The sequence below is a fragment of the Achromobacter kerstersii genome (assembly GCF_902859595.1).
Classification (GTDB): Bacteria; Pseudomonadota; Gammaproteobacteria; order Burkholderiales; family Burkholderiaceae_B; genus Achromobacter; species Achromobacter kerstersii.
Window position 1 is genome coordinate 101,867 of the sequence record NZ_CADIJQ010000006.1, and the last position, 21,824, is coordinate 123,690.

The following is a 21,824-nucleotide window of genomic DNA, read 5'->3' on the forward strand; positions in this document are numbered from 1 at the left end:
CAATCCGGTGGAAAACTCAACTTTAAGCTTTAAAAACAATAGCTTAAGGCAGCTTCCAAGATTGTAAACCAGGTTATAAAGGGTTTTCCCCGAGCGAAATCTTGCTGTGCACAAGTGCTCGCCGGGGCCCTCAAACTTCGGCCCTTCGGACCGAAGCGTCCACTCACTTACCCCCGCAGCGAGCGGCTGTGTTGGTGGACTTCGTCGACCAATTCGGCTACCGCTTCTGGCGGAGTGAAACGCGAAATGCCGTGTCCCAGGTTGAACACGTGGCCGCCCTTGCCCACCGGGCCGAAGGCATCCAGCACGCGGCGGGCTTCCGTGCGAATAGCCGGGCCGCCACCGAACAGCGCCATCGGGTCCAGGTTGCCCTGGAAGGCCACGGAGTCGCCCGTGCGGCGGCGCGCCGCCGCCAGATCAACGGTCCAGTCCAGGCCCACGGCGTCGCAACCGCAAGCGGCGATCTGCTCAAGCCATTGGCCGCCGCCCTTGGTGAACACGATGACCGGCACACGGCGGCCTTCGTGTTCGCGGGTCAGGCCGGCCACGACCTTCTTCGTGTAGGCCAGCGAGAATTGCTGGAACAGGCCATCAGCCAGCACGCCGCCCCAGCTGTCGAACAGCATGACGGCCTGCGCGCCCGCAGCAATCTGCGCGTTCAGATATTGCAGGGTGGCTTCGGCGTTGATTTCCAGGATGCGATGCAGCAGGTCAGGACGCGAATACAGCATCGTCTTGATCAGGCGGTAATCGTCGCTGCCCTTGCCCTCAACCATGTAGCACGCAATGGTGAACGGGCTGCCGGCAAAGCCGATCAGCGGCACCTTGCCGTCCAGCTCGCGCCGGATGACGCTGACGGCGTCGAACACATAGCGCAGCTTGTCCATGTCAGGCACGGCCAGACGGGCCACGTCTTCTTCGGTGCGCACCGGGTGCGCGAAGCGCGGGCCTTCGCCTTCCGCGAAGTCCAGGCCCAGACCCATCGCGTGCGGCACGGTCAGGATGTCCGAGAACAGGATGGCTGCGTCCAGGTCAAAGCGCGCCAGCGGCTGCAATGTGACCTCCATGGCGTAGTCCGGATTTTGAGCCAGGCCCATGAAGGAACCTGCGCGCGCGCGCGTGGCGCGGTACTCGGGCAGGTAGCGACCCGCCTGGCGCATCAGCCAGATCGGGGTGTAGGGCACGGGCTCGCGCAAGAGCGAGCGCAAGAACACATCGTTCTTCAAGCTGGAAGCAGACACGACTATCCTCGATGATCGGAAGCCGTGATTTTACTTCCCCTAGCTGACAAGGCGCGGCCAGCCGGAAAGCATGGTTTGTCGGGCCTCAAGACCGGTGCGCAAGACGCGGTTTGCCGCGCGATGTTCACCGCACAATGTTTGCCGCGCAAGGTTCACCACGCGATGTTCACCACGTAACGTTCACCACGCAACGTTTGCCGCACAACTCATCCCAACAGCCGTCGCACATGCGCGGCATGCCGGTACGGCGCGGCTTCGATGCCGTGCTTTTGCATCAGTGCCCAGAAGGCGCGCCGATGCTTGGCGCAAGCACGGGCCGCCTGCGCCACGTTGCCGCCATGCCGCGACAGCGCGCGGCAAATGTAATCGCGCTCAAACCCATCCACCACACGCGCTTTGGCCAGACGAAACGATTCCTGCGCGGAAGGATGGCGGGGGTCTCGGCGCGGGTCTGGCTGCGGGTCTGGCTGCGGGTCTGGCTGCGGGTTCAGTCGCAAATTTCGCCGGTCGTCGTGCCGGATGTCTTGCCGTAGGTCGTGCCGGATGTCTTGCCGCGGGCTGCGTCTGGAATAGCCATCCCACTCCAGCACCCCCGCCAAGGCATCTTCCAACACGTCCGCAGATACGCGCGGCCTTGCGGCATCCCTCAGGGCCGCAGACCCATTGCCCGCAGCGTGATAATCGGCCGGCGGCTCTTGCACGCCCGCCTGCAACGCCTGCCGCCAGAGCAGTGGCCGGCCCAGACGCCCCAGGCGCACCCGCATGCTTTCCAAACACGCCGGCTGCGCCATGAAGTCGGCCGCGCCCAAACCGAGCAGGTCTTCGATGGCGGGCGCTTTCATGCCGTTCATCAACAGCAGGATGGGCGTCGTCAGCAACGCCCCGGCTTGCGACAGCGCCATGCGCGCCCACGCCACCGAAGACGGAGCAACGGGAAGGATGCAGCTGTCATAACGCCGCAGCGAGACCGCAAGCCGCGCCAAGGCCTGCACGTCTTGCGAGGTGTCTGGCGTGGCCCGCAAGGGATCGGGCGGTGCCGGCGCCGGGGCGTCTTGCGCAGCGGCCGCCAGGGGGGCCAACGGCACCAGGTGCAACCGGATGCGTGGCAACCCACCCCGATGCAGGGCCACCCACTCGCGCATGTCATCTTCGTGGCCGGGCGCCAGCAGCACGCCGCAATCCAGGACTTTTCGCACGCTTCCCCCTTTGGCTCAATTGGCAAAGTTGAAGGCTACTGGTGCAAAACCGGGCCAGCTATTCGTATCGAACGCATTGCGGTCGCCCCGCCGGGCGATGCAGATAAAAACGTCATCCCCTCGCCGCAAACCGTGCGCGCATGAAAAAAGCGGCCAATGGCCGCTTTTTCCAAACCGGGGCGAACCCCGGCGTACTGCTTTGCCGCTTAGTGCGAGCGACCGCCTTGGCGCAGCTTACGCGCCGCGATGGCTTGCGCAGCCAGCATGGCGAGTTCGGCTTCGACAACCGCGATGTCAGCCTTGTCCTTGGCGTTCGCAAGGGCCTCTTCGGCCTTCTTGCGCGCTTCCACGGCGCGGGCTTCGTCCAGGTCGGAAGCACGGATAGCGGTGTCGGCCAAAACCGTCACGCTGCCCGGCTGCACTTCCAGAATGCCCCCGGCGACGAAGATGTTTTCCTCGCCTTGGTCGGCACGAACGATCTTGACCGTCCCGGGGCGTATGCGCGAAATCAGCGGGGTGTGGCCGGGCAGAATGCCCAGTTCACCCGCTTCGCCAGGCAGCACCACGAACTTCGCCTCACCGGAGAAGATCGCTTCCTCTGCGCTGACGACATCCACATGCAGGGTAGCCATATCGGTTCCTTATTGCAGTTTCTTGGCCTTCTCGAAGGCCTCGTCGATCGAACCGACCATGTAGAAGGCCTGTTCCGGCAGGGAATCGCACTCGCCGTTCACGATCATCTTGAAACCACGGATGGTTTCAGCCAGCGGAACGTACTTGCCCGGCGAGCCGGTGAACACTTCAGCAACGTGGAACGGCTGCGACAGGAAGCGCTGGATCTTACGCGCGCGGGCCACGGCCTGCTTGTCGTCCGGCGACAGTTCGTCCATACCCAGAATCGCGATAATGTCGCGCAGTTCCTTGTAGCGCTGCAGCGTTTGCTGCACGCCACGAGCAACCGAGTAGTGCTCTTCGCCAACGACTTGCGGGTCGAGCTGGCGGCTGGACGAATCCAGCGGGTCCACGGCCGGGTAGATACCCAGCGAAGCGATGTCACGCGACAGCACGACGGTGGAGTCCAAATGCTGGAAGGTCGTGGCAGGCGACGGATCGGTCAAGTCATCCGCAGGGACGTACACGGCCTGGATGGACGTGATCGAGCCCGTCTTGGTCGACGTGATGCGCTCTTGCAGCTTGCCCATTTCTTCAGCCAGCGTGGGCTGGTAGCCCACGGCCGACGGCATACGGCCCAGCAGTGCGGACACTTCGGTACCGGCCAGGGTGTAGCGGTAGATGTTGTCCACGAAGAACAGGATGTCACGGCCTTCGTCACGGAACTTCTCGGCCATCGTCAGGCCGGTCAGCGCCACGCGCAGACGGTTGCCCGGGGGTTCGTTCATCTGACCGAACACCATGGCGACCTTGTCCAGAACGTTCGACTCTTCCATTTCGTGGTAGAAGTCGTTGCCTTCACGGGTACGCTCACCCACGCCGGCAAACACCGACAAACCGCTGTGCTGCTTAGCGATGTTGTTGATGAGTTCCATCATGTTCACGGTCTTGCCCACGCCGGCGCCGCCGAACAGGCCGACCTTGCCGCCCTTTGCGAACGGGCAGACCAAGTCAATAACCTTGATGCCGGTTTCCAGCAGTTCCACCGACGGCGACAGTTCGTCGAAACGGGGAGCCGATTGGTGAATGCCACGCTTTTCTTCGTGTTGGATCGGGCCAGCTTCGTCGATGGGACGACCCAGCACGTCCATGATGCGGCCCAGCGTGCCGGTGCCGACCGGCACCGAGATCGGGGCGCCCGTGCCGTTGACCTTCATGCCGCGGCGCAGGCCGTCGCTGGAGCCCAGCGCAATGGTACGCACCACGCCGTCGCCCAACTGTTGCTGCACTTCCAGCGTCAGACCCTTTTCGGCGAACGACGAAGACTCGTCCTCAGCCAGAGTAAGCGCTTCATAGATCTTGGGCATGTGATCGCGGGGGAACTGAATATCCACCACGGCGCCGATGCACTGAACGATGGTTCCGTTGCTCATGTCGATTCCTTGCTTGATAGCTTTAGACGGGAGCTGCCTGCCTTAAACGGCGGCAGCGCCCCCTACGATTTCCGAAATTTCTTTGGTGATCGCGGCCTGACGGGTCTTGTTGTAGACCAGTTGCAGCTCTCCGATGACCTTCTTGGCGTTGTCCGACGCCGCCTTCATGGCGACCATCCGGGCCGACTGCTCCGAAGCCATGTTCTCGGCCACGGCTTGATACAGCAGGCCTTCAACGTAACGCTGCAGCAGGTCGTCGATCACGCTACGGGCGTCGGGTTCGTAGATGTAATCCCAGCTGTAGTCCGACTTCACTTCCGACGTCTTGGCCAGGCTCTCAGCACCCGTTTGGTACGGATCTTCCAAACCATTGGCCAACGGCAGCAGGCGCAAGAACAGCGGCTCCTGCTTCATCGTGTTGACGAAGCGGGTCGAAGCCACGTACAGCGCGTCGATGCGGCCATCCAGGTAGGCGTCCAGCTGCACCTTGATCGCGCCCAAGAGGCGGTCCAGTTGCGGCTTGTCGCCCAGTTGCACTTCCTGGGAAACCAGTTTGGCGCCGATACGGGTCAGCACACCCACGCCCTTGTTGCCGAAAGCGGTCGCTTGCACGGCAACGCCGTTTTTCTCGAACTCTTTCAGCTTGCTCAACGTCACGCGAGTGATGTTGGTGTTCAAGCCGCCGCACAAACCCTTGTCCGTCGTCACCATGACCACGCCGACCGCTTTGATTTCGCGTTCGACCAGGTACGGGTGGCTGTACTCGGGGTTGGCCTGCATCAGGTGCGCAGCAATCTCGCGCACCTTGGTGGCGTACGGACGACCAGCACGCATCCGTTCCTGCGCCTTGCGCATTTTGGATGCGGCGACCATTTCCATCGCCTTGGTGATCTTGCGCGTGTTTTGCACGCTCTTGATCTTGGTTCGGATTTCCTTAATTCCGGGCATTGCGCTTTCCTGTGAAGACTGGCCGATGGGTTCCGCTCACGCCTCAACCATCCGGTAAGGATGGGTGAGGCGTTGCAGACGCCTAACCCATCACTTTCTTAAAAAGCACCGTGCTTCTTGAATTCCTGAACGGCGGTAGCCAATTCGGCTTCGTCGTCCTTGGACAGTTCCTTGGTGTCTTCGATGCGCTGGATCATGGCCGCATGCTTGGCCTTCAGTTGATCCTTCAGCGACTTCTCGAACGACAGCACTTGGGCCACGTCCACGTCATCCAGGTAGCCGTTGTTGACCGTGTACAGCGTGACGGCCAGTTCCCACACTTGCAGCGGCTGGTATTGCGGCTGCTTGAGCAGTTCGACCACGCGCTTGCCGCGTTCCAGCTGGCGACGGGTTGCGTCGTCCAGGTCGGAAGCGAATTGCGCGAAGGCGGCCAATTCACGGTACTGCGCCAAGTCGGTACGGATACCGCCGGACAGCTTCTTCACGACCTTGGTCTGAGCAGCGCCACCCACACGCGACACCGAAATACCGGCGTTGATTGCGGGGCGGACACCGGCGTTGAACAGGTCGGTTTCCAGGAAGATCTGGCCGTCGGTGATCGAGATCACGTTGGTCGGAACGAAGGCGGACACGTCACCCGCTTGCGTTTCGATGATCGGCAGTGCGGTCAGCGAACCGGTCTTGCCCTTGACGGCGCCATCGGTGAACTTTTCGACATAGTCTTCGTTCACGCGGGCAGCACGTTCCAGCAAACGCGAGTGCAGGTAGAACACGTCGCCCGGGTAGGCTTCACGGCCCGGCGGACGGCGCAGCAGCAGCGACACTTGGCGATAGGCCCAGGCTTGCTTGGTCAGATCGTCATAAACGATCAGGGCGTCTTCGCCACGATCGCGGAAGTATTCGCCCATCGTGCAACCGGCGTAAGCGGCCAGGTATTGCATGGCGGCGGAGTCAGAAGCGGTAGCGGCCACGACGATGGTGTATTCCATCGCGCCGTGCTCTTCCAGCTTGCGAACCACGTTGTTGATCGTGGAAGCCTTCTGGCCGATAGCGACGTACACGCAGGTGACGCCCTTGCCCTTCTGGCTGATGATCGTGTCGACAGCGACGGCGGTCTTGCCGGTCTGGCGGTCGCCAATGATCAGTTCGCGTTGACCGCGGCCGATCGGCACCATCGAGTCAATAGCCTTGACGCCGGTTTGCAGCGGCTGCGACACCGAGCGGCGGGCGATAACGCCAGGCGCCACTTTTTCGATGATGTCGGTAGCCTTGGCATTGATCGGGCCCTTGCCGTCGATCGGCTCGCCCAGCGTGTTGACCACGCGGCCTTTCAGTTCGGGACCAACCGGAACTTCCAGAATGCGGCCGGTCGTCTTGACCTGGTCGCCTTCGGAGATGCCGGTGTAGTCACCGAGAATAACGGCGCCGACGGAATCGCGCTCGAGGTTGAGCGCCAGACCGAAAACGTTGTTGGGAAATTCGAGCATTTCGCCCTGCATCACATCGGACAAGCCGTGGATGCGGGTAATACCGTCGGTCACGGACACGACGGTGCCCTGAGTACGGACATCAGCCGAAGCGCCCAGGCCCTCGATGCGGCTCTTGAGCAGTTCGCTGATCTCGGAGGGATTGAGTTGCATATTGACTCCTGGAATCCTGTTAGTTGCCTTAAGCGGCGAGCTGATCGCGCATGCGGACCAATTGGGCTTGTACGGAAGTATCGAGCACCTGGTCACCGACAGCCACGCGCACGCCGCCGATCAACGACTGGTCGACGGTGACGTTGGGCTTGAGCTTGAGGCCGAATTTTTGTTCGAGCGCGGCGACCAGTTCTTTGACCTGGGCGTCGCTCAGTTCGAACGCGCTGGTGATTTCCGCCTGCGCCGTGCCCTCGTGACGATTCCGCAGCACCACGAATTGCGTGGCGATATCGGGCAGCAGCAGCAGCCGGTCATTTTCGACCAGCAGCTCGATGAAATTACGGGCGGCCTGGGGCAGTTCGGCCTTGATCAGGCCGGAAAACAGCTCGACGCGCTGCTTGTCACCCAGACGCGGGTCGGCCATGGCCTCGCGCACGTCGGGGTTGGAGGCGACCTGCGACATTTCGCTGACCAGGTCGGCCCAAGCCGGCAAGCCGGCCTTGTCGTCGCGCGCTGCGCTGAAGAGCGCTTCAGCGTAGGGCCGGGCAACAGTGGAAAGTTCAGCCATGACGGTCCCGGATTAAAGCTGCGCGCGAAGCTGGTTGAGCAGCTCGGCGTGGGCGCGGGCGTCAACCTCGCGCTTGAGGATCTGTTCAGCACCCTTGACAGCCAACGCGGCAACATCGTCGCGCAGCGAGTCACGAGCGCGCTGGACTTCCTGCGCGGCATCCTGAGCGGCTTGAGCCACGATACGGGCGCGTTCAGCTTCCGCTTCACGGCGGGCTTGCTCGATCAGGGAGGCGGCTTGCTTCTCGGCCTCGATGATGCGGGCGTGGTTTTCGGACTTGGCAGAAGCCTCGATCAGACTGACACGCGCCTGGGCTTGAGCCAAGTCGGCTTTGCCCTTCTCGGCGGCGGCAAGGCCGTCGGCGATTTTTTGGCGGCGCTCGTCCATCGCCTTCGTCAGAGGAGGCCACACGAATTTCATCGTGAACCAGCCCAGAACGAAGAACACGAGCATCTGGAAAATGATCGTCGCGTTCAGATTCACGGTCGTTCCTTTAACACCTTGCGGCTCCGACCGCACCCGGAAAGGGGCGTCACGGAGCACTCGATACTTTGCTGGCCGGCGACGGGGCTTGTGCCCACATCGCCGCCAACGTCATGACCCGCCTATTCGCCGGCGGGCGCTGCCTTAGCCGACGAACGGGTTGGCGAAGGCGAACAGCATGGCAATACCCACGCCGATCAGGAATGCCGCGTCGATCAGGCCAGCCAGCAGGAACATCTTCGTTTGCAGAGCGTTCATCAGCTCAGGCTGACGAGCCGAAGCTTCCAGATACTTGCCGCCCATCAGTGCGATGCCGATGCAAGCGCCGATAGCACCCAAACCGATGATGAGACCGCAAGCGAGGGCAACGAAAGCGACGTTGGTCATGACAACTCCTTGGTTAGAAATCTGAAGTCAAAAATTGAAAAAGGGGTACAGCTCAATGCAAGATAATCTTGCTATCCCACGCTGGCCGGGTGGCCAGCGCGAGAAATTCGGGGGATCAGTGGCCTTCGTGTGCCTGGCCGAGGTACACCAGCGTCAGCATCATGAAGATGAAGGCCTGCAGAAGGACGATCAGGATGTGGAAGATCGCCCAGATGGAGCCGGCCAGGATGTGGCCGATTCCCAAGCCGATGCTGGCGCCGTTAAAGCCGGTCCAGGCGCCACCCAAGAGGGCGATCAGCATGAAAATCAGTTCGCCGGCGAACATGTTGCCGAACAACCGCATGCCCAGCGACACGGACTTGGCGGCGTATTCGATCAGGTTCAGCAACAGGTTGAACGGGGCCAGCACAACGGCGCCGATGCCATGCGCATGGAACGGCGCGGTGAACAGTTCTTTGACGAAGCCGCCCGGGTGCTTGATCTTGATGCCGTAATAGAACATCAACAGCAGCACGCCCAGCGACATGCCCATCGGCACGTTCAGGTCGGCCGTCGGCAGAATGCGGTGGTAGTACAGGGGATCGCCGTGCTCGGCACCCAGGCCGGTCAGGCGCCAGATGGAGGGCAACAGGTCAACCGGCAGCAAGTCGAGCGCGTTCATCAGGATGATCCAGAGGAACACGGTCAGCGCCAGCGGGGCGATGAAAAGACGGCTTTTGGCGTTGTGGACGATGCCCTTGGCCTGGTCGTCGACCATGTCGACGATCATTTCCACAAATGCCTGGAAGCGGGTCGGCACGCCACTGGTGGCGCGGCGAGCTGCGCGCCACAGGAAGAAAATGACGATCAGGCCCATCAGGCCGGACCAGAACAACGAGTCGTAATTGATGATGTCGAACTGAGCAATTGCGCTCTGTTTCTCACCGGTATTGTTCAGGTGCACCAAGTGATGCTGAATATACGCGGACTGAGGCGACACGTCGCTGGCAGCAGCCATTTGAATCCTACCCTATTTGCTGTATGCCCGGCCCTTGCGAGCCGGACGATTCCACGATCACGTTTGCCGCTACTTACTACTCGGCGCTAAGACAACTTGCGGAACATCAAGAGCAGGAGGTAGCCCTTCAATGTGAGTATCAAACCGATCAATGCGGCAGGCCAAACCAGACTGTCCTGCGCCACACGCGAAAGCAGCCACAACAGCAACGCCGTTGCGAACAACTTGATCAACTCACCAGAGAGAAAGGTAAAGGGACTGGCCTTGCCGGCCCGAACGCTGACAACCAGGCGCAATGCAAACAATGCATTGGGTATGAAATACGCTCCCGCCCCCGCCAGCGCCGACCAACCAGCCGCCGCCCCTCCGACAACCCCCGCAATTACTGCTGCTGCGAGCCCCATGGCGCCTTGCGCCGCCAATGCCAACAGGAGCCCGCGGCTTGCTTGAGCATTCAGCGCTGCGCGATCCGCATCGCTGAGAACCAGAACTTTGATCTCATCATCCTGGTCCAACAAACCCTGCTGCACATTTTGCATCGAGTTCTGCATCAAACATCCCCGCTTTACTTCTTGCTCCTATCAGAACCGGCGTGCCCGCACTTGAAACCGGATGCTTTGGCCCTACATAGAGCAAAGACACCGTACTTCAGTGCGCGCTAGTGTCTCGGTTCGGCTTGCCTGCGTTGCATTGCATTGCGTTGCTTTCGCTTCGCTACTTCTGCCACATTCACGCAATCCGTTCCCATCCACTGCTTACCAGCCGCCACGTGTTCTTATCCCGCAAGCGTCAAACCCGCAGAGTATAGCTTGAATCTTTTTCGCCAAGCAAATGAACTTTCGGGCGTTTGTAAGGTGCCAACAACGGGCGCATCGTACCAAAATTAGGGACGAAAAAGCGGCCCCCGCAATGGGGGCCGCTTTGTTCTGCCTGGCGGTGCTATCAGGCTTTCAGCATCAATCTTCCTTGACCGGCGGCGGCGCCCACAGGCCGTCCAGCGCCGTGTCTTGCGGCCAGTACAAGCGCATGCTCAGCAGGAACGGGCCATCGGTGGCGGGCGTGCTCAACCAGTTCGAACGCTTCTTCTCGCCCGGGTCGCGGCGCTGGATATAGATGTCCAGCGAGCCGTCCGAGTTGTACTTCAGCTGGTCGGTGCTGCGCAGCGCATAGCGGTTAGCGGGGTTATCCGCAAAGCCGTGCTTGTCGTTGTAGACCTGCAACGACCAGAACGCGTTGGCCGGCGGCAGCTGGCCCTTGTCGAAATGCAGCACGTAGTCTTCATTGGAATTCAGGGCGCGGCCCTTGGAATCCGACACGGTGACCGGGTACAGCACATCTTCCGGCGTCGGCGCGCCCAGCCCCGCATACGCGATGGACGCGCGGCGCACGTAGTCGGTGCCATAGGTGCCGATACCCGACAGCACCGTGTTCCAACCGTTGATCGGCGTACCCAGGCGCGACACGCCATCGGCAATGCGGCGGCCGGCCAGCGGCTGCGCGTCAGCCAGCGCCTGCTGCACGGCCGGGCTCAAGCGCCCGTACGAGAACGGTTGGCGGCTATCCAGGCCAATGCGGCGCATGCGGTCAATGATGGGCGTGTCATTGGCGTGCGCCGGGTTATTGCGCAGGACATCGAAGAACACCGTGAAGAAAGACGCGGCGTCCATGCTGGCGGCTTGCTCCGCCGGCGTGCCTTCGGGCAGATTCACCGGCGTCGGCATCGGCAAGTCGCTGCCGATGGGCGCCGAACCCACGCCCGAACCCGTCTGCGGATACGCAGAGGCCGGGGCGCGGCCGCGCATCGGCGGCGTGGCGGCGGTTGCCGTGATCAATGGAGATGCCGTCATGCCCGCCTGAATCTGATTGACTGCGGCATAGTCTTGCGGGCCACCCGTTTGCGTCCAGCCGATCAGCCAGCCGGTGGAGGTCGGGCTGCGGATCACGTCGACGCCGGCGGGCACGCTGCCCTGCCAGTTGGGGCCGACGATGACGAAGGATTGCGCGCCCGGACCATTGGTGCGCGTGCCGCGCGAGGCGAACACATCGCTCCACATATCCAGCGCCGACAGCACGAAGTAGCGGTTGCCCGTGTCGGGCAGGTTCACGACCAGCGGCGCTTTGGTCACGTCAAACCACAGGCTGGAATACAGGGCGTCGGCGGTGGGCCACGGCGTATCCGCCGCGCGCGGATCAGGGAAAGCGGCCTTGTGGCCAAACTGGTTCACCGGCGCGCGGCCCTCCAGCGGGCTTTGCACGGCGGTGGCCTTGCGGCGCGCCAGTTCCATCAACACCATGGGGTACGCGTAGACGTAGGCGTCGATGGCGGTGTCGCGCAGTTCCTGCTCGCTCATCTGCGGCGCGGGCGCCGAGTAAGGCGTTTCGGACACCAGGCGCAGCGTAGGCTGCGGCGATTGAGCCTGAGTGGCGGTCATGAAGCAGGCGCTCAACGCGCCGGCGAGTACCGCGGTCGACCACCGGCGGTTAGCGATAAAAGTACGCATGCAAGGCTCCTTCTTGATTTTGTTTGCGAGCGAGCCGCCGCGCGGAACTTGCCAGGTGGGGCAAGCCGCTCTGGCGCGGCACCTCTAGATGACGCTTTTTCAGGATAGGGAAGAAGCCTGCAACAAGGTGCTGCCTAGACGTTTCAAAGCGCAACGCCAAATCCCTGCTTGCCGTCCAAGAAAAAGCGCGCCCACATGGGGCGCGCCATCACTCTTCCGGCCTGTCCGCATCAAAAGCACGGACGTAACAAGGCTTAACGGTGTTTGAAGTCCGGTTTACGTTTTTCCGTGAAGGCGGCCATGCCTTCCTTCTGGTCTTCGGTAGCGAACAGCGAATGGAACACGCGGCGTTCGAACAGCAGGCCTTCGTTCAGCGAACCTTCAAAGGCGCGGTTCACGCATTCCTTGGCCATCATGACGGACGGCAGCGACATCGATGCGATGACGGTGGCGGCGTCCAGCGCTTCTTCCATCAGCTTGTCGGCGGCGACCACACGCGACACCAGACCCGCGCGCTCGGCTTCCTCGGCGCCCATCATGCGAGCGGTAAGCGCCAGGTCCATGGCCTTGGCCTTGCCCACCGCGCGCGGCAGACGCTGCGTGCCGCCTGCGCCCGGGATCACGCCCAGCTTGATTTCGGGCTGGCCGAACTTGGCGGTGTCGGCGGCGATGATGATGTCGCACATCATCGCGAGTTCGCAGCCGCCGCCCAGCGCGTAGCCGGCGACGGCCGCAATCACGGGCTTCTTGATGCGCTTGAGGGTTTCCCAGTTGCGGGTGATGTATTCGCTGCCGTACACGTCCATGTACGACCAATCTTTCATGGCGCCGATGTCGGCGCCGGCGGCAAACGCCTTTTCGCTGCCGGTGATGACCACGCAGCCGACGTCGGCATTGGCTTCAAACGCCAGCAGCGCCGCCCCGAGCTCATCCATCAGTTGATCGTTCAGCGCGTTGAGCGCCTTGGGGCGGTTCAGCGTCAACAGCCCAACGCGGCCCCGGGTTTCGACCAGTACAAACGACTCGCTCATTGAATGTCTCCAGTAATAAGATAGAAGCATGAAAAAATCAGATGCCGCTTTTCCGATACTTTACCGCCTTGAGCCTCATGATCCCGCCGGACACCGCTACCGGATAACCCTAACGATCGATACGCCCTCGCCCGACGGCCAGCGCCTGTCGTTGCCGGCCTGGATTCCGGGCAGCTACCTGATCCGCGACTTTTCCCGCCAAATCGAATCCGTCTCGGCGCGTGCCGGCTCAAAGCGCGTGAATGTCGACAAAATTGACAACCACACCTGGCAGGCCGCGCCATGCGACGGCCCGCTGCAAATCGAATACGTCGTCTACGCCTGGGACTTGTCGGTGCGCGGCGCGCATCTGGATGACAGCCACGGCTTCTTCAACGGCACCAGCGTCTTCCTGCGCGTGCATGAACAGGACCATCTGCCCTGCCTCGTCGACCTGGCGCCGCCGCGTGGCCTGGACGGCTGGAAGGTCTACACCAGCTTGCCGGAAGCGCGCGGCCATCAGGGCGCGGCGCGCCGCCACGGCTTCGGCCTGTACCTGGCGCCGGACTATGACGCGCTGATTGATCACCCCGTGGAAATGGGCACGCCGCAAGTCGCCCGCTTTACCGCCCATGGCGCCGAGCATGAACTGGTGTTCACCGGCGTTGCCGCGAATCTGGATCTGGCGCGCATCACGGCCGACGTAAAGAAAATCTGCGAAACCCAGATTGAGTTCTTTGAACCGCGCACCAAACGCGCGCCGTTCCTGGACAGCGCTGATCGCTACGTGTTCATGACGATGGTCACCGGCGACGGCTACGGCGGCCTGGAACATCGCGCCAGCACCGCGCTGATGACCTCGCGCAAGGACTTGCCCGTGCTGGGCCAGCAAGGCCAGGGCGAAGGCTATCGCGGCTTTCTGGGCTTGGTCAGCCACGAATACTTCCACACCTGGAACGTCAAGCGGATCAAGCCGCAGGCGTTTGCGCCCTACCATCTTGAGCAGCCCGACCTGACGCGTCTGTTGTGGGTGTTTGAAGGTTTCACGTCTTATTACGACGACCTGCTGCTGCTGCGCTCGGGCGTGATCCCACAATCCGACTACCTGCGCCTCTTGGCCAAGACCATCACCAGCGTGCATCGCACGCCCGGCCGGGCCAAGCAATCGGTGGCGGAAAGTTCCTTCGACGCCTGGACACGCTATTACAAGCAGGACGAGAACTCGCCCAACGCGCTGGTCAGCTATTACACCAAGGGCGCGCTGGTGGCCCTGGGCCTGGACTTGCTGATCCGCCGCGACAGCGCGGGCGTCCACTCGCTTGATGACGTGATGCGCCTGCTATGGGACCGTTATGGCCGCGACTTCTATCAGGGCAAGCCGCAAGGCCTGCCGGAAGACGGCTTGCCTGCGCTGATTCAGGAGGCCACGGGCGTTGATACCCGCCGCTTCATCGCGCGCCACGCCTATGGCACGGCGGATGTCCCGCTGGCGGAACTGCTGGCGCCCCACGGCATTTCGATGCATTGGAAAGCAACGGCCAACATTCCGTCGATGGATGTGCGCACGCGCAAGCAGGGCGACACGCTGACGCTGGCGACGGTGCTGGAAGGCGGCGCGGGTCATCAGGCCGGGCTGTCGGCGGGCGATGTGCTGGTCGCGGTGGGGGGGTTGCGGGTCGATGCGCCCGCCGGCCTGGATCTGCTGCTGGCGCAATACCGGCCCGGCGACCGCGTGATCGTGCACGTGTTCCGCCGCGATGAGCTGCGCGCGTACCGCGTGAAGCTGCGCGCGCCTGAAGCGCTGGACTGCGTGCTGACGGTGTAAGAAAGCAGGCGGGCCGATCTCTCGGCCCGCCCTGTTCACGGGTCCTTATTCGTAGAACAGCGTCACGGTGGCGGTAGCGTTGACGTGCCCCGCCACCAGTGTGTCATCGGTTTGGTAGTACCGCGCCACCAGCGGGATCGTCAGCTGTTCCTTGTCAACCGTCGTCACGGCGGTCGTGAATTCAGTGCGGGTCGCAAGCGGTTGGATGACATTGCTGCCGAGTTCGCCCTGCAGCAATTGCACGCCAACGCCCCGCGCCATATCGCCCCCTTGGGCGTTCTTGATGACGTGTTCGGGCGTGCCGTCCGCATCGATCCGATAGGCCACCTTGACGCCTTGATCGCATTCCAGCTTGATGTCAAACGCCTTGTCCGCGGCCGTGGCGCCGCGATGACCCAGGTGACGGTTGTTGATCGTCAGGAGCTCCACCTCTACCGTTTTCTCGCTGACCGTGCAACCAATGCTGCTGGCCTCGTAAGCCACGTTGCTGAAGTCCACCATATTGCTGCGCAACGCACCGTAATAGACTTCAGCGCGATGCGCGAAGGACACGCCGGATTTGATCGGGCCGATCTTGATGAGTTCAAACACGAACTTCTGCGGCGGGTAATACTGCCAGTTTCTGATCCGGTGCCGATGTCCCGGGTAGTTCATGTAGACCCCGCCCTCGTGCGTCCAGAATATCCGCATGCCGATACCCGGAATGCCGGACTCATACACGTGTTCGTAGCCCGGCACCGCCTTCGCGCCCGGTTGCAAACCATACGCGAACCACTCGCCGTTGGTGGTGCAGCGAAGATAGCCAATGCCCTCGTCGATGAATTTCGTGTAGATCGTGCTGCCCACCAGCGCGTCTCGCGGCGGTTTCATTTCTTGCAGATTCTGCGCGGTAATGGTCGTAGACAGGGACTCACCAGTGCATGCCGCCCACGCTGGACGGCCCGCGAACATCAACAATGCAAACCCGAAGGCCGCGAGTCGCAAGGTTGTTTTCATGATGCCGAATCCTGTCGTGACGATGGTTGGACTGGCGTGCATGGCAACTCCAGCTGCGGGTAGTAATGCGCGTCTTCGGACGCCGTTTGCTCGTCGACCTGATAGATGGCCTGACATTGCTGATCGGCCTGTTCTCCCCACTTGACCGCCAGTTGCCCTTGCCCCTGCAAGCCACGCACGAAAGCCCGGCCGCCCTGACCCACCAGGGTGATGGCATCCATGCCCGGGATGATGACTTCGGCGCCCATGGGAATGGTTGCGCCGTTGTCGCGCACCAGTTTCAACAGGATGGGCCGGCCCGCCACGGTGGGATAGCGCAACAACACGATCGCGCCCGCGCGCGGTGATACTTGCTGCGACGTCATTGCCAATTCGACATCTCGCGACGTGCCTTTGGGATCAAGCGCGACTTCATTGCGGCGGTAGGGCATCAGGCCCGCCACGACGCCGTATCCATTACGACCGATGCGGCCACGCGAACCCGAGACAATTCCGGCGCCATGGGCATCGGGTGCTTCAAGCACCGCCATGGTTTCGCCTTGGGCCTGGGTCGCGTTGATGCCTCCCGCGTGGGCGATCAAGGTCCCGCGCATGCCTGCGCCGAATTGGCGATAGCTGCTACCGCCGCTGCCGCCCGTGCCGCCGCTGCCAGACAGCGTGTAGTTGGCGTGCGCGGTGTCGTAGCGCAGGCTGCCGCCCTGGTTGCCACTGCCCTGGCCGTTCGTGCGGTCATACGATCCGTAAACGCCATAGCCGAACTGCCCCGTATCGCCTGCGGACCCGCTGACAGACGCGTTGGCGCTGCGCTTGCCGTTGCCTTCAAGATTCATGGATGTGCTGAGATACGCCGCATTCGCGCCGCGTCCCAATGGCAGGCTCAGGCTTAGCAAATACTGATTACCGAAGCGGCCGCGCTCGTCGCGCGTGCGCGACATGCTGATCGTGACACTGCCCCATGCGTAGCCGTTGGAGTAGCTGGTGTAGTAGCTCGTATCGCGGCGGTTGCGGTTCCAGTAGTTCTGCGCAATGCCAGATAGCGTCACGTGCCCCCAGCCATCGCCCAAGGGTTGGCTGACATTGAATTGGAACCGGCTGCGCTCTTTGCCGCCGTATGCCCATGCGCCGCGCGATTCACGCGCCCGTGCGAATTCCCCAAAGCCCAGATAGCCCTCGCTTGAAAACCGATACGCCATCACGCTGAAGTTTGTGGAAGTGGGCTCAAGCAGCTTGCTATAACTTAGCCGCACGCTGCGCCCGCTTGAAGAGCTGCCGGCAGGGTTGTCTGCAACGCGGGTTGCCGCGTCATTTTCCGAGTCACGCGACAGGTCGTTCAACTGCCCCCATCGCCCGCCCAGACCCGTTGCGTGCGACTGCGTCAGATCCGCCGCCAACGCCCCCAGCGGCGTACTCACCGCCACGCCGGCCTGAATTGCCCGATACTGCTGCGCCGCGATGACGCCGCCATAGCCCGTCACCGTATCGGACAGGCCACGCTGATACGTGCCCTGCACAAACGCGGGCGGCGTACTGAGGGCGTCGTCGCGATACCGGCCGCCCGTCACGCTGAAGCGCGAACTGCCGGGGCGCAGCAACTGCGCTACCGACGCATAAGGCACCACGAAGTGCTTGCTGCGCCCATCCGCTTCGGTGATCGTGACGTCAAGATCGCCCGCGTAACCGGTGTTGTACAGATCGTCGATGGCAAATGGCCCGGGCGATACCGTGGTTTCGTATAGCAGGTTGTTGCCCTGGCGCACGCTGACTTTGGCTGTGGTGTCGGCCACGCCGCGCACCACCGGTGCAAAGCCGCGCATCGAGTCCGGCAGCATGCGTTCGTCGCTGCTGAGCTGGACGCCGGTGTACGGCACGCTGTCAAAGAGATTGCCCGGCGTGTAGAACTGACCCAGGGTCAGTTGCGCACTGGCCGCCGTCACATCGCGCTGCACGTAGGTGCTCAATGCCTGATAGCGGCTGCGCTCGGATGCGCCGGGGTCGTCGGTATAGCTGAAAGAGCCGTTATGCCGAAAGCGCCACTCGCCCAGATTGAGGCCCGCGTTCGCGCTGCTGTAGAAGCGGCGTTGCGTGCGATTGCCGACACGGTTGGACGACAGGTTAAGCCCGTATCCCAGAAAGCCGGCATCCACGCCCGAGTCCCATTCTTCCGGCGGCACGTAACCGCGCGCCACCGACTTCAGGTAGAGCTGAGCAATGGAAAGATCGGCGCGCAGGTCACCCAAATCGACATCGAATTGGCTCGCGGGCGGCAGGCTGTCGACGCCCAGGCAATCAGTTTCCTGCTCCACAGCGCCCGAGGGCGTGGCCAACATTGCCAGGTTGACCCCCAGCCGCTCATAGACCTTGGCCGGCAGACAGGGCTGCACCGCCGGCTGGCCCGGGGACGTGGGCGGCGGCATGGCCTTGACATAGATCTGCTCACGGCCCACCCGGTTTCCGTTCAGGTACAGGTCCAATTGGTAGACACCCGGCTCCAGGGAATTGCCGCGCTGGAAGCGCGACAAGTCCACCGTTTGCCCTCGGCGGCTGCCAAAGAATGCGGGGTTGAATTCGACAGACTCGCTGGCCTGGGCCGCTGCGCTTGCCAAACCGGACCCAAGTAGAAGCCAATGGCCGATGCGTAGACGGCGGAACATGACGCCGCTAAGAATCAAGGCGACTTTCGCGCCGAACCGTGGCGCCGTAGTCGTTGATCCATTCGAACACTACGGCGCCCTTGGCGCCCGCCGCGTTCGGCAGTTTTCCGCCGCCCAGTTCCGTTACGGACTTTGGGGCCAGCATGCGGCTCGGCACCGGCAGGGCGCGCCCATTCTGCAGCGTCAGTTCGACGGTGGTCAATGACACATGAAAAGCGCTGTCATTGCGCACTTGCAGCGTCGGGCCGTTGCTGCCTTGCACGATGCGCCATTGCAACTGCGCGGCTGCCTCGCCCACCGTGCCGGGCAGGCCCATCGGGCGGAAGAACAGCTTGATGCGGCTGCGGAAGGCCAGCTGCATGTGGTTCGCCACTTGTGCGCCCGGCAGCGGCGGGACGTCGAGCACGTTCATCCAGAAAACGGATTCGCGGTCGGAAGGCACGCCAGATGACGGCGCATAGGCGATGCGCAGCGTCTGGCCCTTGCCCGGGTTGATGCGCGCAAGCGGCGGCATGATCATGAACGGCACGTTCACTTCATCCGGGGTGGAGTTCGCGTCGCCGTCGTCGATCCAGGCCTGCACCAATGCTGGCTGGCCGCCGTCGTTGGTCAAGCGCAAGGTGACTTCGCGTTCTTGGGCGGGATAGATGATGCGCGTGCCGCCGATCACCACGTTGGACTGGGCGGAAGGGGGCAGCAGGGTCGCACAAGCCAGGCATAGCGCCGCGCATAGATGGCGGAGCATGGCCCGGCTGGCGGAATCTGAAAGCCCCCTGAGCGTGCGCTCAAGGGGAGCCGGCTTCATTCGTAGATCAGGTCCAGCAGCACTTCGGTCTGGACGAGACCCGCCGTGGTGGCTGCGGTTGCGGCCAGGTACTGGGCGTAGAACTCGAGCTTTGCCGTGCCAGCATCGATGCTGACCGTTTCAGCGCCATCGCCCGTAAACAGGTTGATGGGCTGATATTTGCTGTTCAGCAACTGCACCTGCGCGCTGGAAGCATCCTTGCCATCTTGGGACGCCGCCTGGTTGATCAAGGCGCCCGTGGAAGGATCGACGTTCGAATCACGGTTAAAGCGCGTTGTCACTTTGCTGCCCGTGCAGCCAGTCAGGTTCAATTCGACGAGCTTACGGCCGGCGACATCATTTTGGTTAGCCAGAGCGCTGACGCTGACGGGGTCAAGCGACACCTGTTTGACGCCTTCGCTGGCCACGCCCTCGATTTTGCAGGTGGAGGAAGACACCTCGCCCTTGAACACCAACTTCACATCCGCCGCCAACGCACTGCCGCACAGTACCAATGACGACAATGCCAGGCCTGCCGCAACAATCTTCTTATTCACCGCACTCTCCGACTGACTTCTCACCAAGGCGGGCGACCTGCCACGCCTTGGTCCGCCGCGCAGAATCAGGACGAAGCCGTCACTTGATCAGAGCAGAGGACCAGAAGCATTGTTTCGAATCCGTCGGTCGTGAAATACGAGAAATTTCTCAAAGAAAATTTTGCGGCCCTGCGGTGAGGACGATGCACAACACATCTGCGCAGGGCATTACAGAAATATCAGTTGAGCTTGGCTCCCGACACCTCTACCGCCTCTTTCCATGCCCCCAACTCATGGTCGATATGCACCGCAAATTCAGCGGGCGTGGAGCCGACCGTTTCATATCCGTAGCCCGCCAACTGCTGCTTCAAGGCAGGCAGCGCTACCGCGTCCGCGATACCCCGGCTCAGGGCGTTGACGACATCAGGCGGCGTGCCAGCAGGCGCCAACACGCCGTACCAGCCATTGACCACGAAGCCCGGCACGCTTTCGGCCACCGTCGGCACATCGGGCAGCAAAGGCGAACGCCGTTCGCCCGTTACGGCAATGGCCTTCAGCTTGCCGGCCTGCACCTGGGGCAGCGATGTGGAAATGCTGTCGAACATCAGCGAGACTTCGCCGCCCAGCAAGGCGACAACCGCCGGGCCGCTGCCTTTGTACGGCACATGCATCATGTCGATGCCCGTCTGGTGCTTGAACATTTCGGCGGCCAGATGGCTGGTATTGCCGTTGCCGGCAGACGCGAAGCTGAGTTTGCCGGGATGGCTCTTGGCGTAGGCGATCAGTTCGGGAACCGTGTTGGCGGGCGTATTCAATGGCGCGGCCACCAGCATCGGCAAGGTCGCCACCAGCGAGACCGGCGCAAAATCCTTGCGCGTGTCGTAGGGCAAAGACGGATACAGGCTGGGGTTGATGGCGTGCGCCGCCAGCACCATCAGCAAGGTGTAGCCATCGGGCTTGGCGCGCGCCAGTTGAGCCGACGCGATCGCCCCGCCCGCGCCCGGCTTGTATTCCAGCACCACGGGCTGGCCCCACTTCTTTTGCAGCTCCGCCCCCAAGGGACGCGCCAGCATGTCGGCGCTGCCTCCGGGCGGATACGGAATCAGCAGGGTGATGGGCTTGTCGGGGTAGACCGGGGCGGCCTGCGCGGCGCCGATGGACAACACGCACAGCGACGCTGCGGCCAGCAGGGAACGGATCATCAGCAGTCTCCTTGGCCCGAGGGCCGGAATCGAAGGGGCGGGGATCGAAGGGCGGGATCGGAGCGCGGGCGCCTCCATGCCCCCGCCGTCAGGCGTAACGCGGCGCGCCGGCGGCATCCAGCACGATCACGCGCGGTGTCTCGGGGAAGTTCAACGGCGCATCCGTGACCGAACGCAGATACGCCGCGCTGACGCCCGCCGTCATGGCGTGAACCTTCAGCCCCTCTGGCGTCACATCAATCACGGCCAAATCGGTATAGATGCGCGTGACCACGCCCTTGCCCGTCAGCGGATACGTGCATTGGCGCAGCACCTTGGGCGTGCCGTCACGGCCGCGATGCTCCATCGTGACCAGCACCTGCTTGGCGCCCACCGCCAGGTCCATGGCGCCGCCCACGGCGGGAATGGCGTCGGCGGCGTCGGTTTTCCAGTTGGCAAGATCGCCCGTTTCCGACACCTGAAACGCGCCCAGCACCGCGTAGTCCAGATGGCCGCCGCGCATCATCGCGAACGAGATGGTGTGCTCGGTGATGGATGCGCCGGCCAGCAAGGTGATGGGCTGGCGGCTGGCGTTGATCAGGTCCGGGTCCACGTGCTCGCCGCTGGCGGCGGGGCCCATGCCCAGGATGCCGTTTTCGCTGTGCAGCAGGATGTCTTTGTCGGGCGGAAGGTAGTCGCCCACCAGCGTGGGCATGCCGATACCCAGGTTGACGATGGAGCCGTCGGGGATATCGCTGGCCAGCAGCTGCGCGATCTGTTGCCGGGTCAGGCCCGTGATGGGTTGCGTGTCTTGTGTGCCTTGTGTGTGTTGCAT

General features: G+C 62.6%; 20 protein-coding genes. 1 reads left to right on the forward strand and 19 read right to left on the reverse strand.

Annotated elements, in window-relative coordinates:
- Positions 1–167: 167 nt before the first annotated feature.
- The 13 genes from hemE to HV765_RS18490 all read right to left on the reverse strand — a co-directional run bounded on the left by hemE (position 168) and on the right by HV765_RS18490 (position 13,037).
- Positions 168–1,241, reverse strand: coding sequence for a uroporphyrinogen decarboxylase (hemE, locus tag HV765_RS18430; protein ID WP_054421225.1), 1,074 nt, complete (start codon positions 1,239–1,241; stop codon positions 168–170).
- Positions 1,242–1,447: 206 nt separating this feature from the next.
- On the reverse strand, positions 1,448–2,437 hold the full coding sequence (locus HV765_RS31890; RefSeq protein ID WP_254600630.1) for a hypothetical protein: 990 nt from the start codon (positions 2,435–2,437) through the stop codon (positions 1,448–1,450).
- A 206-nt stretch (positions 2,438–2,643) separates the two neighbouring features.
- Positions 2,644–3,069 carry a F0F1 ATP synthase subunit epsilon gene (locus HV765_RS18440; protein ID WP_006217064.1) on the reverse strand — a complete coding sequence of 142 codons (426 nt, stop codon included), beginning with the start codon at positions 3,067–3,069 and terminating at the stop codon, positions 2,644–2,646.
- A 9-nt stretch (positions 3,070–3,078) separates the two neighbouring features.
- The gene (gene atpD / locus HV765_RS18445; RefSeq protein ID WP_054421224.1) at positions 3,079–4,482 is read right to left on the reverse strand and encodes a F0F1 ATP synthase subunit beta; all 1,404 of its coding nucleotides are present in this window, start codon (positions 4,480–4,482) and stop codon (positions 3,079–3,081) included.
- A 42-nt stretch (positions 4,483–4,524) separates the two neighbouring features.
- Complete coding sequence (gene atpG / locus HV765_RS18450) at positions 4,525–5,430, reverse strand: F0F1 ATP synthase subunit gamma (protein ID WP_054421223.1); 906 nt, start codon at positions 5,428–5,430, stop codon at positions 4,525–4,527.
- A gap of 98 nt (positions 5,431–5,528) precedes the next feature.
- Positions 5,529–7,070, reverse strand: coding sequence for a F0F1 ATP synthase subunit alpha (atpA, locus tag HV765_RS18455; RefSeq protein ID WP_175170565.1), 1,542 nt, complete (start codon positions 7,068–7,070; stop codon positions 5,529–5,531).
- 28 nt (positions 7,071–7,098) lie between these two features.
- Entirely contained in the window at positions 7,099–7,638 is a 540-nt protein-coding gene (locus HV765_RS18460) for a F0F1 ATP synthase subunit delta (RefSeq protein WP_054421221.1), read from the reverse strand.
- Positions 7,639–7,650: 12 nt separating this feature from the next.
- Positions 7,651–8,121: a F0F1 ATP synthase subunit B gene (locus HV765_RS18465; RefSeq protein ID WP_006227275.1), complete on the reverse strand. Its 471-nt coding sequence runs from the start codon at positions 8,119–8,121 to the stop codon at positions 7,651–7,653.
- A gap of 144 nt (positions 8,122–8,265) precedes the next feature.
- On the reverse strand, positions 8,266–8,508 hold the full coding sequence (gene atpE / locus HV765_RS18470; protein ID WP_003815363.1) for a F0F1 ATP synthase subunit C: 243 nt from the start codon (positions 8,506–8,508) through the stop codon (positions 8,266–8,268).
- Between the two features lie 115 nt (positions 8,509–8,623).
- On the reverse strand, positions 8,624–9,505 hold the full coding sequence (atpB, locus tag HV765_RS18475) for a F0F1 ATP synthase subunit A (protein ID WP_006217057.1): 882 nt from the start codon (positions 9,503–9,505) through the stop codon (positions 8,624–8,626).
- Positions 9,506–9,591: 86 nt separating this feature from the next.
- Positions 9,592–10,044 carry an ATP synthase subunit I gene (locus HV765_RS18480; protein ID WP_156336384.1) on the reverse strand — a complete coding sequence of 151 codons (453 nt, stop codon included), beginning with the start codon at positions 10,042–10,044 and terminating at the stop codon, positions 9,592–9,594.
- Between the two features lie 417 nt (positions 10,045–10,461).
- Positions 10,462–12,006, reverse strand: a complete 1,545-nt coding sequence (locus HV765_RS18485; protein WP_175170566.1) for a DUF1254 domain-containing protein — start codon at positions 12,004–12,006, stop codon at positions 10,462–10,464.
- 254 nt (positions 12,007–12,260) lie between these two features.
- Positions 12,261–13,037, reverse strand: coding sequence for an enoyl-CoA hydratase (locus tag HV765_RS18490; RefSeq protein ID WP_054421218.1), 777 nt, complete (start codon positions 13,035–13,037; stop codon positions 12,261–12,263).
- Positions 13,038–13,065: 28 nt separating this feature from the next.
- On the opposite strand from HV765_RS18490, the gene HV765_RS18495 reads away from it, so the two are divergent.
- Positions 13,066–14,841, forward strand: coding sequence for a M61 family metallopeptidase (locus HV765_RS18495; protein WP_175170567.1), 1,776 nt, complete (start codon positions 13,066–13,068; stop codon positions 14,839–14,841).
- 45 nt (positions 14,842–14,886) lie between these two features.
- Here HV765_RS18495 and HV765_RS18500 read toward each other — a convergent pair whose 3' ends face one another.
- The 6 genes from HV765_RS18500 to HV765_RS18525 all read right to left on the reverse strand — a co-directional run bounded on the left by HV765_RS18500 (position 14,887) and on the right by HV765_RS18525 (position 21,824).
- Complete coding sequence (locus tag HV765_RS18500) at positions 14,887–15,837, reverse strand: fimbrial protein (protein WP_175170568.1); 951 nt, start codon at positions 15,835–15,837, stop codon at positions 14,887–14,889.
- Complete coding sequence (locus HV765_RS18505; protein ID WP_175170569.1) at positions 15,834–18,488, reverse strand: fimbria/pilus outer membrane usher protein; 2,655 nt, start codon at positions 18,486–18,488, stop codon at positions 15,834–15,836. The genes HV765_RS18500 and HV765_RS18505 overlap by 4 nt, the downstream gene beginning before the upstream one ends.
- A gap of 7 nt (positions 18,489–18,495) precedes the next feature.
- A complete protein-coding gene (locus HV765_RS18510) occupies positions 18,496–19,233 on the reverse strand; it encodes a fimbria/pilus periplasmic chaperone (protein ID WP_175170570.1) in 738 nt (245 codons plus the stop codon).
- Positions 19,234–19,289: 56 nt separating this feature from the next.
- On the reverse strand, positions 19,290–19,829 hold the full coding sequence (locus HV765_RS18515; RefSeq protein ID WP_054421214.1) for a fimbrial protein: 540 nt from the start codon (positions 19,827–19,829) through the stop codon (positions 19,290–19,292).
- A 218-nt stretch (positions 19,830–20,047) separates the two neighbouring features.
- Positions 20,048–21,010 (reverse strand): Bug family tripartite tricarboxylate transporter substrate binding protein, encoded by a 963-nt coding sequence (locus HV765_RS18520; protein ID WP_175170571.1) that lies wholly within the window; start codon positions 21,008–21,010, stop codon positions 20,048–20,050.
- Positions 21,011–21,098: 88 nt separating this feature from the next.
- Positions 21,099–21,824 carry a 3-oxoacid CoA-transferase subunit B gene (locus HV765_RS18525; protein ID WP_175170572.1) on the reverse strand — a complete coding sequence of 242 codons (726 nt, stop codon included), beginning with the start codon at positions 21,822–21,824 and terminating at the stop codon, positions 21,099–21,101.

Coding starts and splice junctions, on each gene's coding strand:
- HV765_RS18440 (WP_006217064.1), bottom strand. CDS start 3,069: ATGGCTACCCTGCATGTGGATGTCGTCAGCGCAGAGGAAGCGATCTTC.
- atpD (WP_054421224.1), bottom strand. CDS start 4,482: ATGAGCAACGGAACCATCGTTCAGTGCATCGGCGCCGTGGTGGATATT.
- atpG (WP_054421223.1), bottom strand. CDS start 5,430: ATGCCCGGAATTAAGGAAATCCGAACCAAGATCAAGAGCGTGCAAAAC.
- atpA (WP_175170565.1), bottom strand. CDS start 7,070: ATGCAACTCAATCCCTCCGAGATCAGCGAACTGCTCAAGAGCCGCATC.
- HV765_RS18460 (WP_054421221.1), bottom strand. CDS start 7,638: ATGGCTGAACTTTCCACTGTTGCCCGGCCCTACGCTGAAGCGCTCTTC.
- atpE (WP_003815363.1), bottom strand. CDS start 8,508: ATGACCAACGTCGCTTTCGTTGCCCTCGCTTGCGGTCTCATCATCGGT.
- atpB (WP_006217057.1), bottom strand. CDS start 9,505: ATGGCTGCTGCCAGCGACGTGTCGCCTCAGTCCGCGTATATTCAGCAT.
- HV765_RS18480 (WP_156336384.1), bottom strand. CDS start 10,044: ATGCAAAATGTGCAGCAGGGTTTGTTGGACCAGGATGATGAGATCAAA.
- HV765_RS18485 (WP_175170566.1), bottom strand. CDS start 12,006: ATGCGTACTTTTATCGCTAACCGCCGGTGGTCGACCGCGGTACTCGCC.
- HV765_RS18490 (WP_054421218.1), bottom strand. CDS start 13,037: ATGAGCGAGTCGTTTGTACTGGTCGAAACCCGGGGCCGCGTTGGGCTG.
- HV765_RS18495 (WP_175170567.1), top strand. CDS start 13,066: ATGAAAAAATCAGATGCCGCTTTTCCGATACTTTACCGCCTTGAGCCT.
- HV765_RS18500 (WP_175170568.1), bottom strand. CDS start 15,837: ATGAAAACAACCTTGCGACTCGCGGCCTTCGGGTTTGCATTGTTGATG.
- HV765_RS18505 (WP_175170569.1), bottom strand. CDS start 18,488: ATGTTCCGCCGTCTACGCATCGGCCATTGGCTTCTACTTGGGTCCGGT.
- HV765_RS18510 (WP_175170570.1), bottom strand. CDS start 19,233: ATGCTCCGCCATCTATGCGCGGCGCTATGCCTGGCTTGTGCGACCCTG.
- HV765_RS18520 (WP_175170571.1), bottom strand. CDS start 21,010: ATGATCCGTTCCCTGCTGGCCGCAGCGTCGCTGTGCGTGTTGTCCATC.
- HV765_RS18525 (WP_175170572.1), bottom strand. CDS start 21,824: ATGCAACACACACAAGGCACACAAGACACGCAACCCATCACGGGCCTG.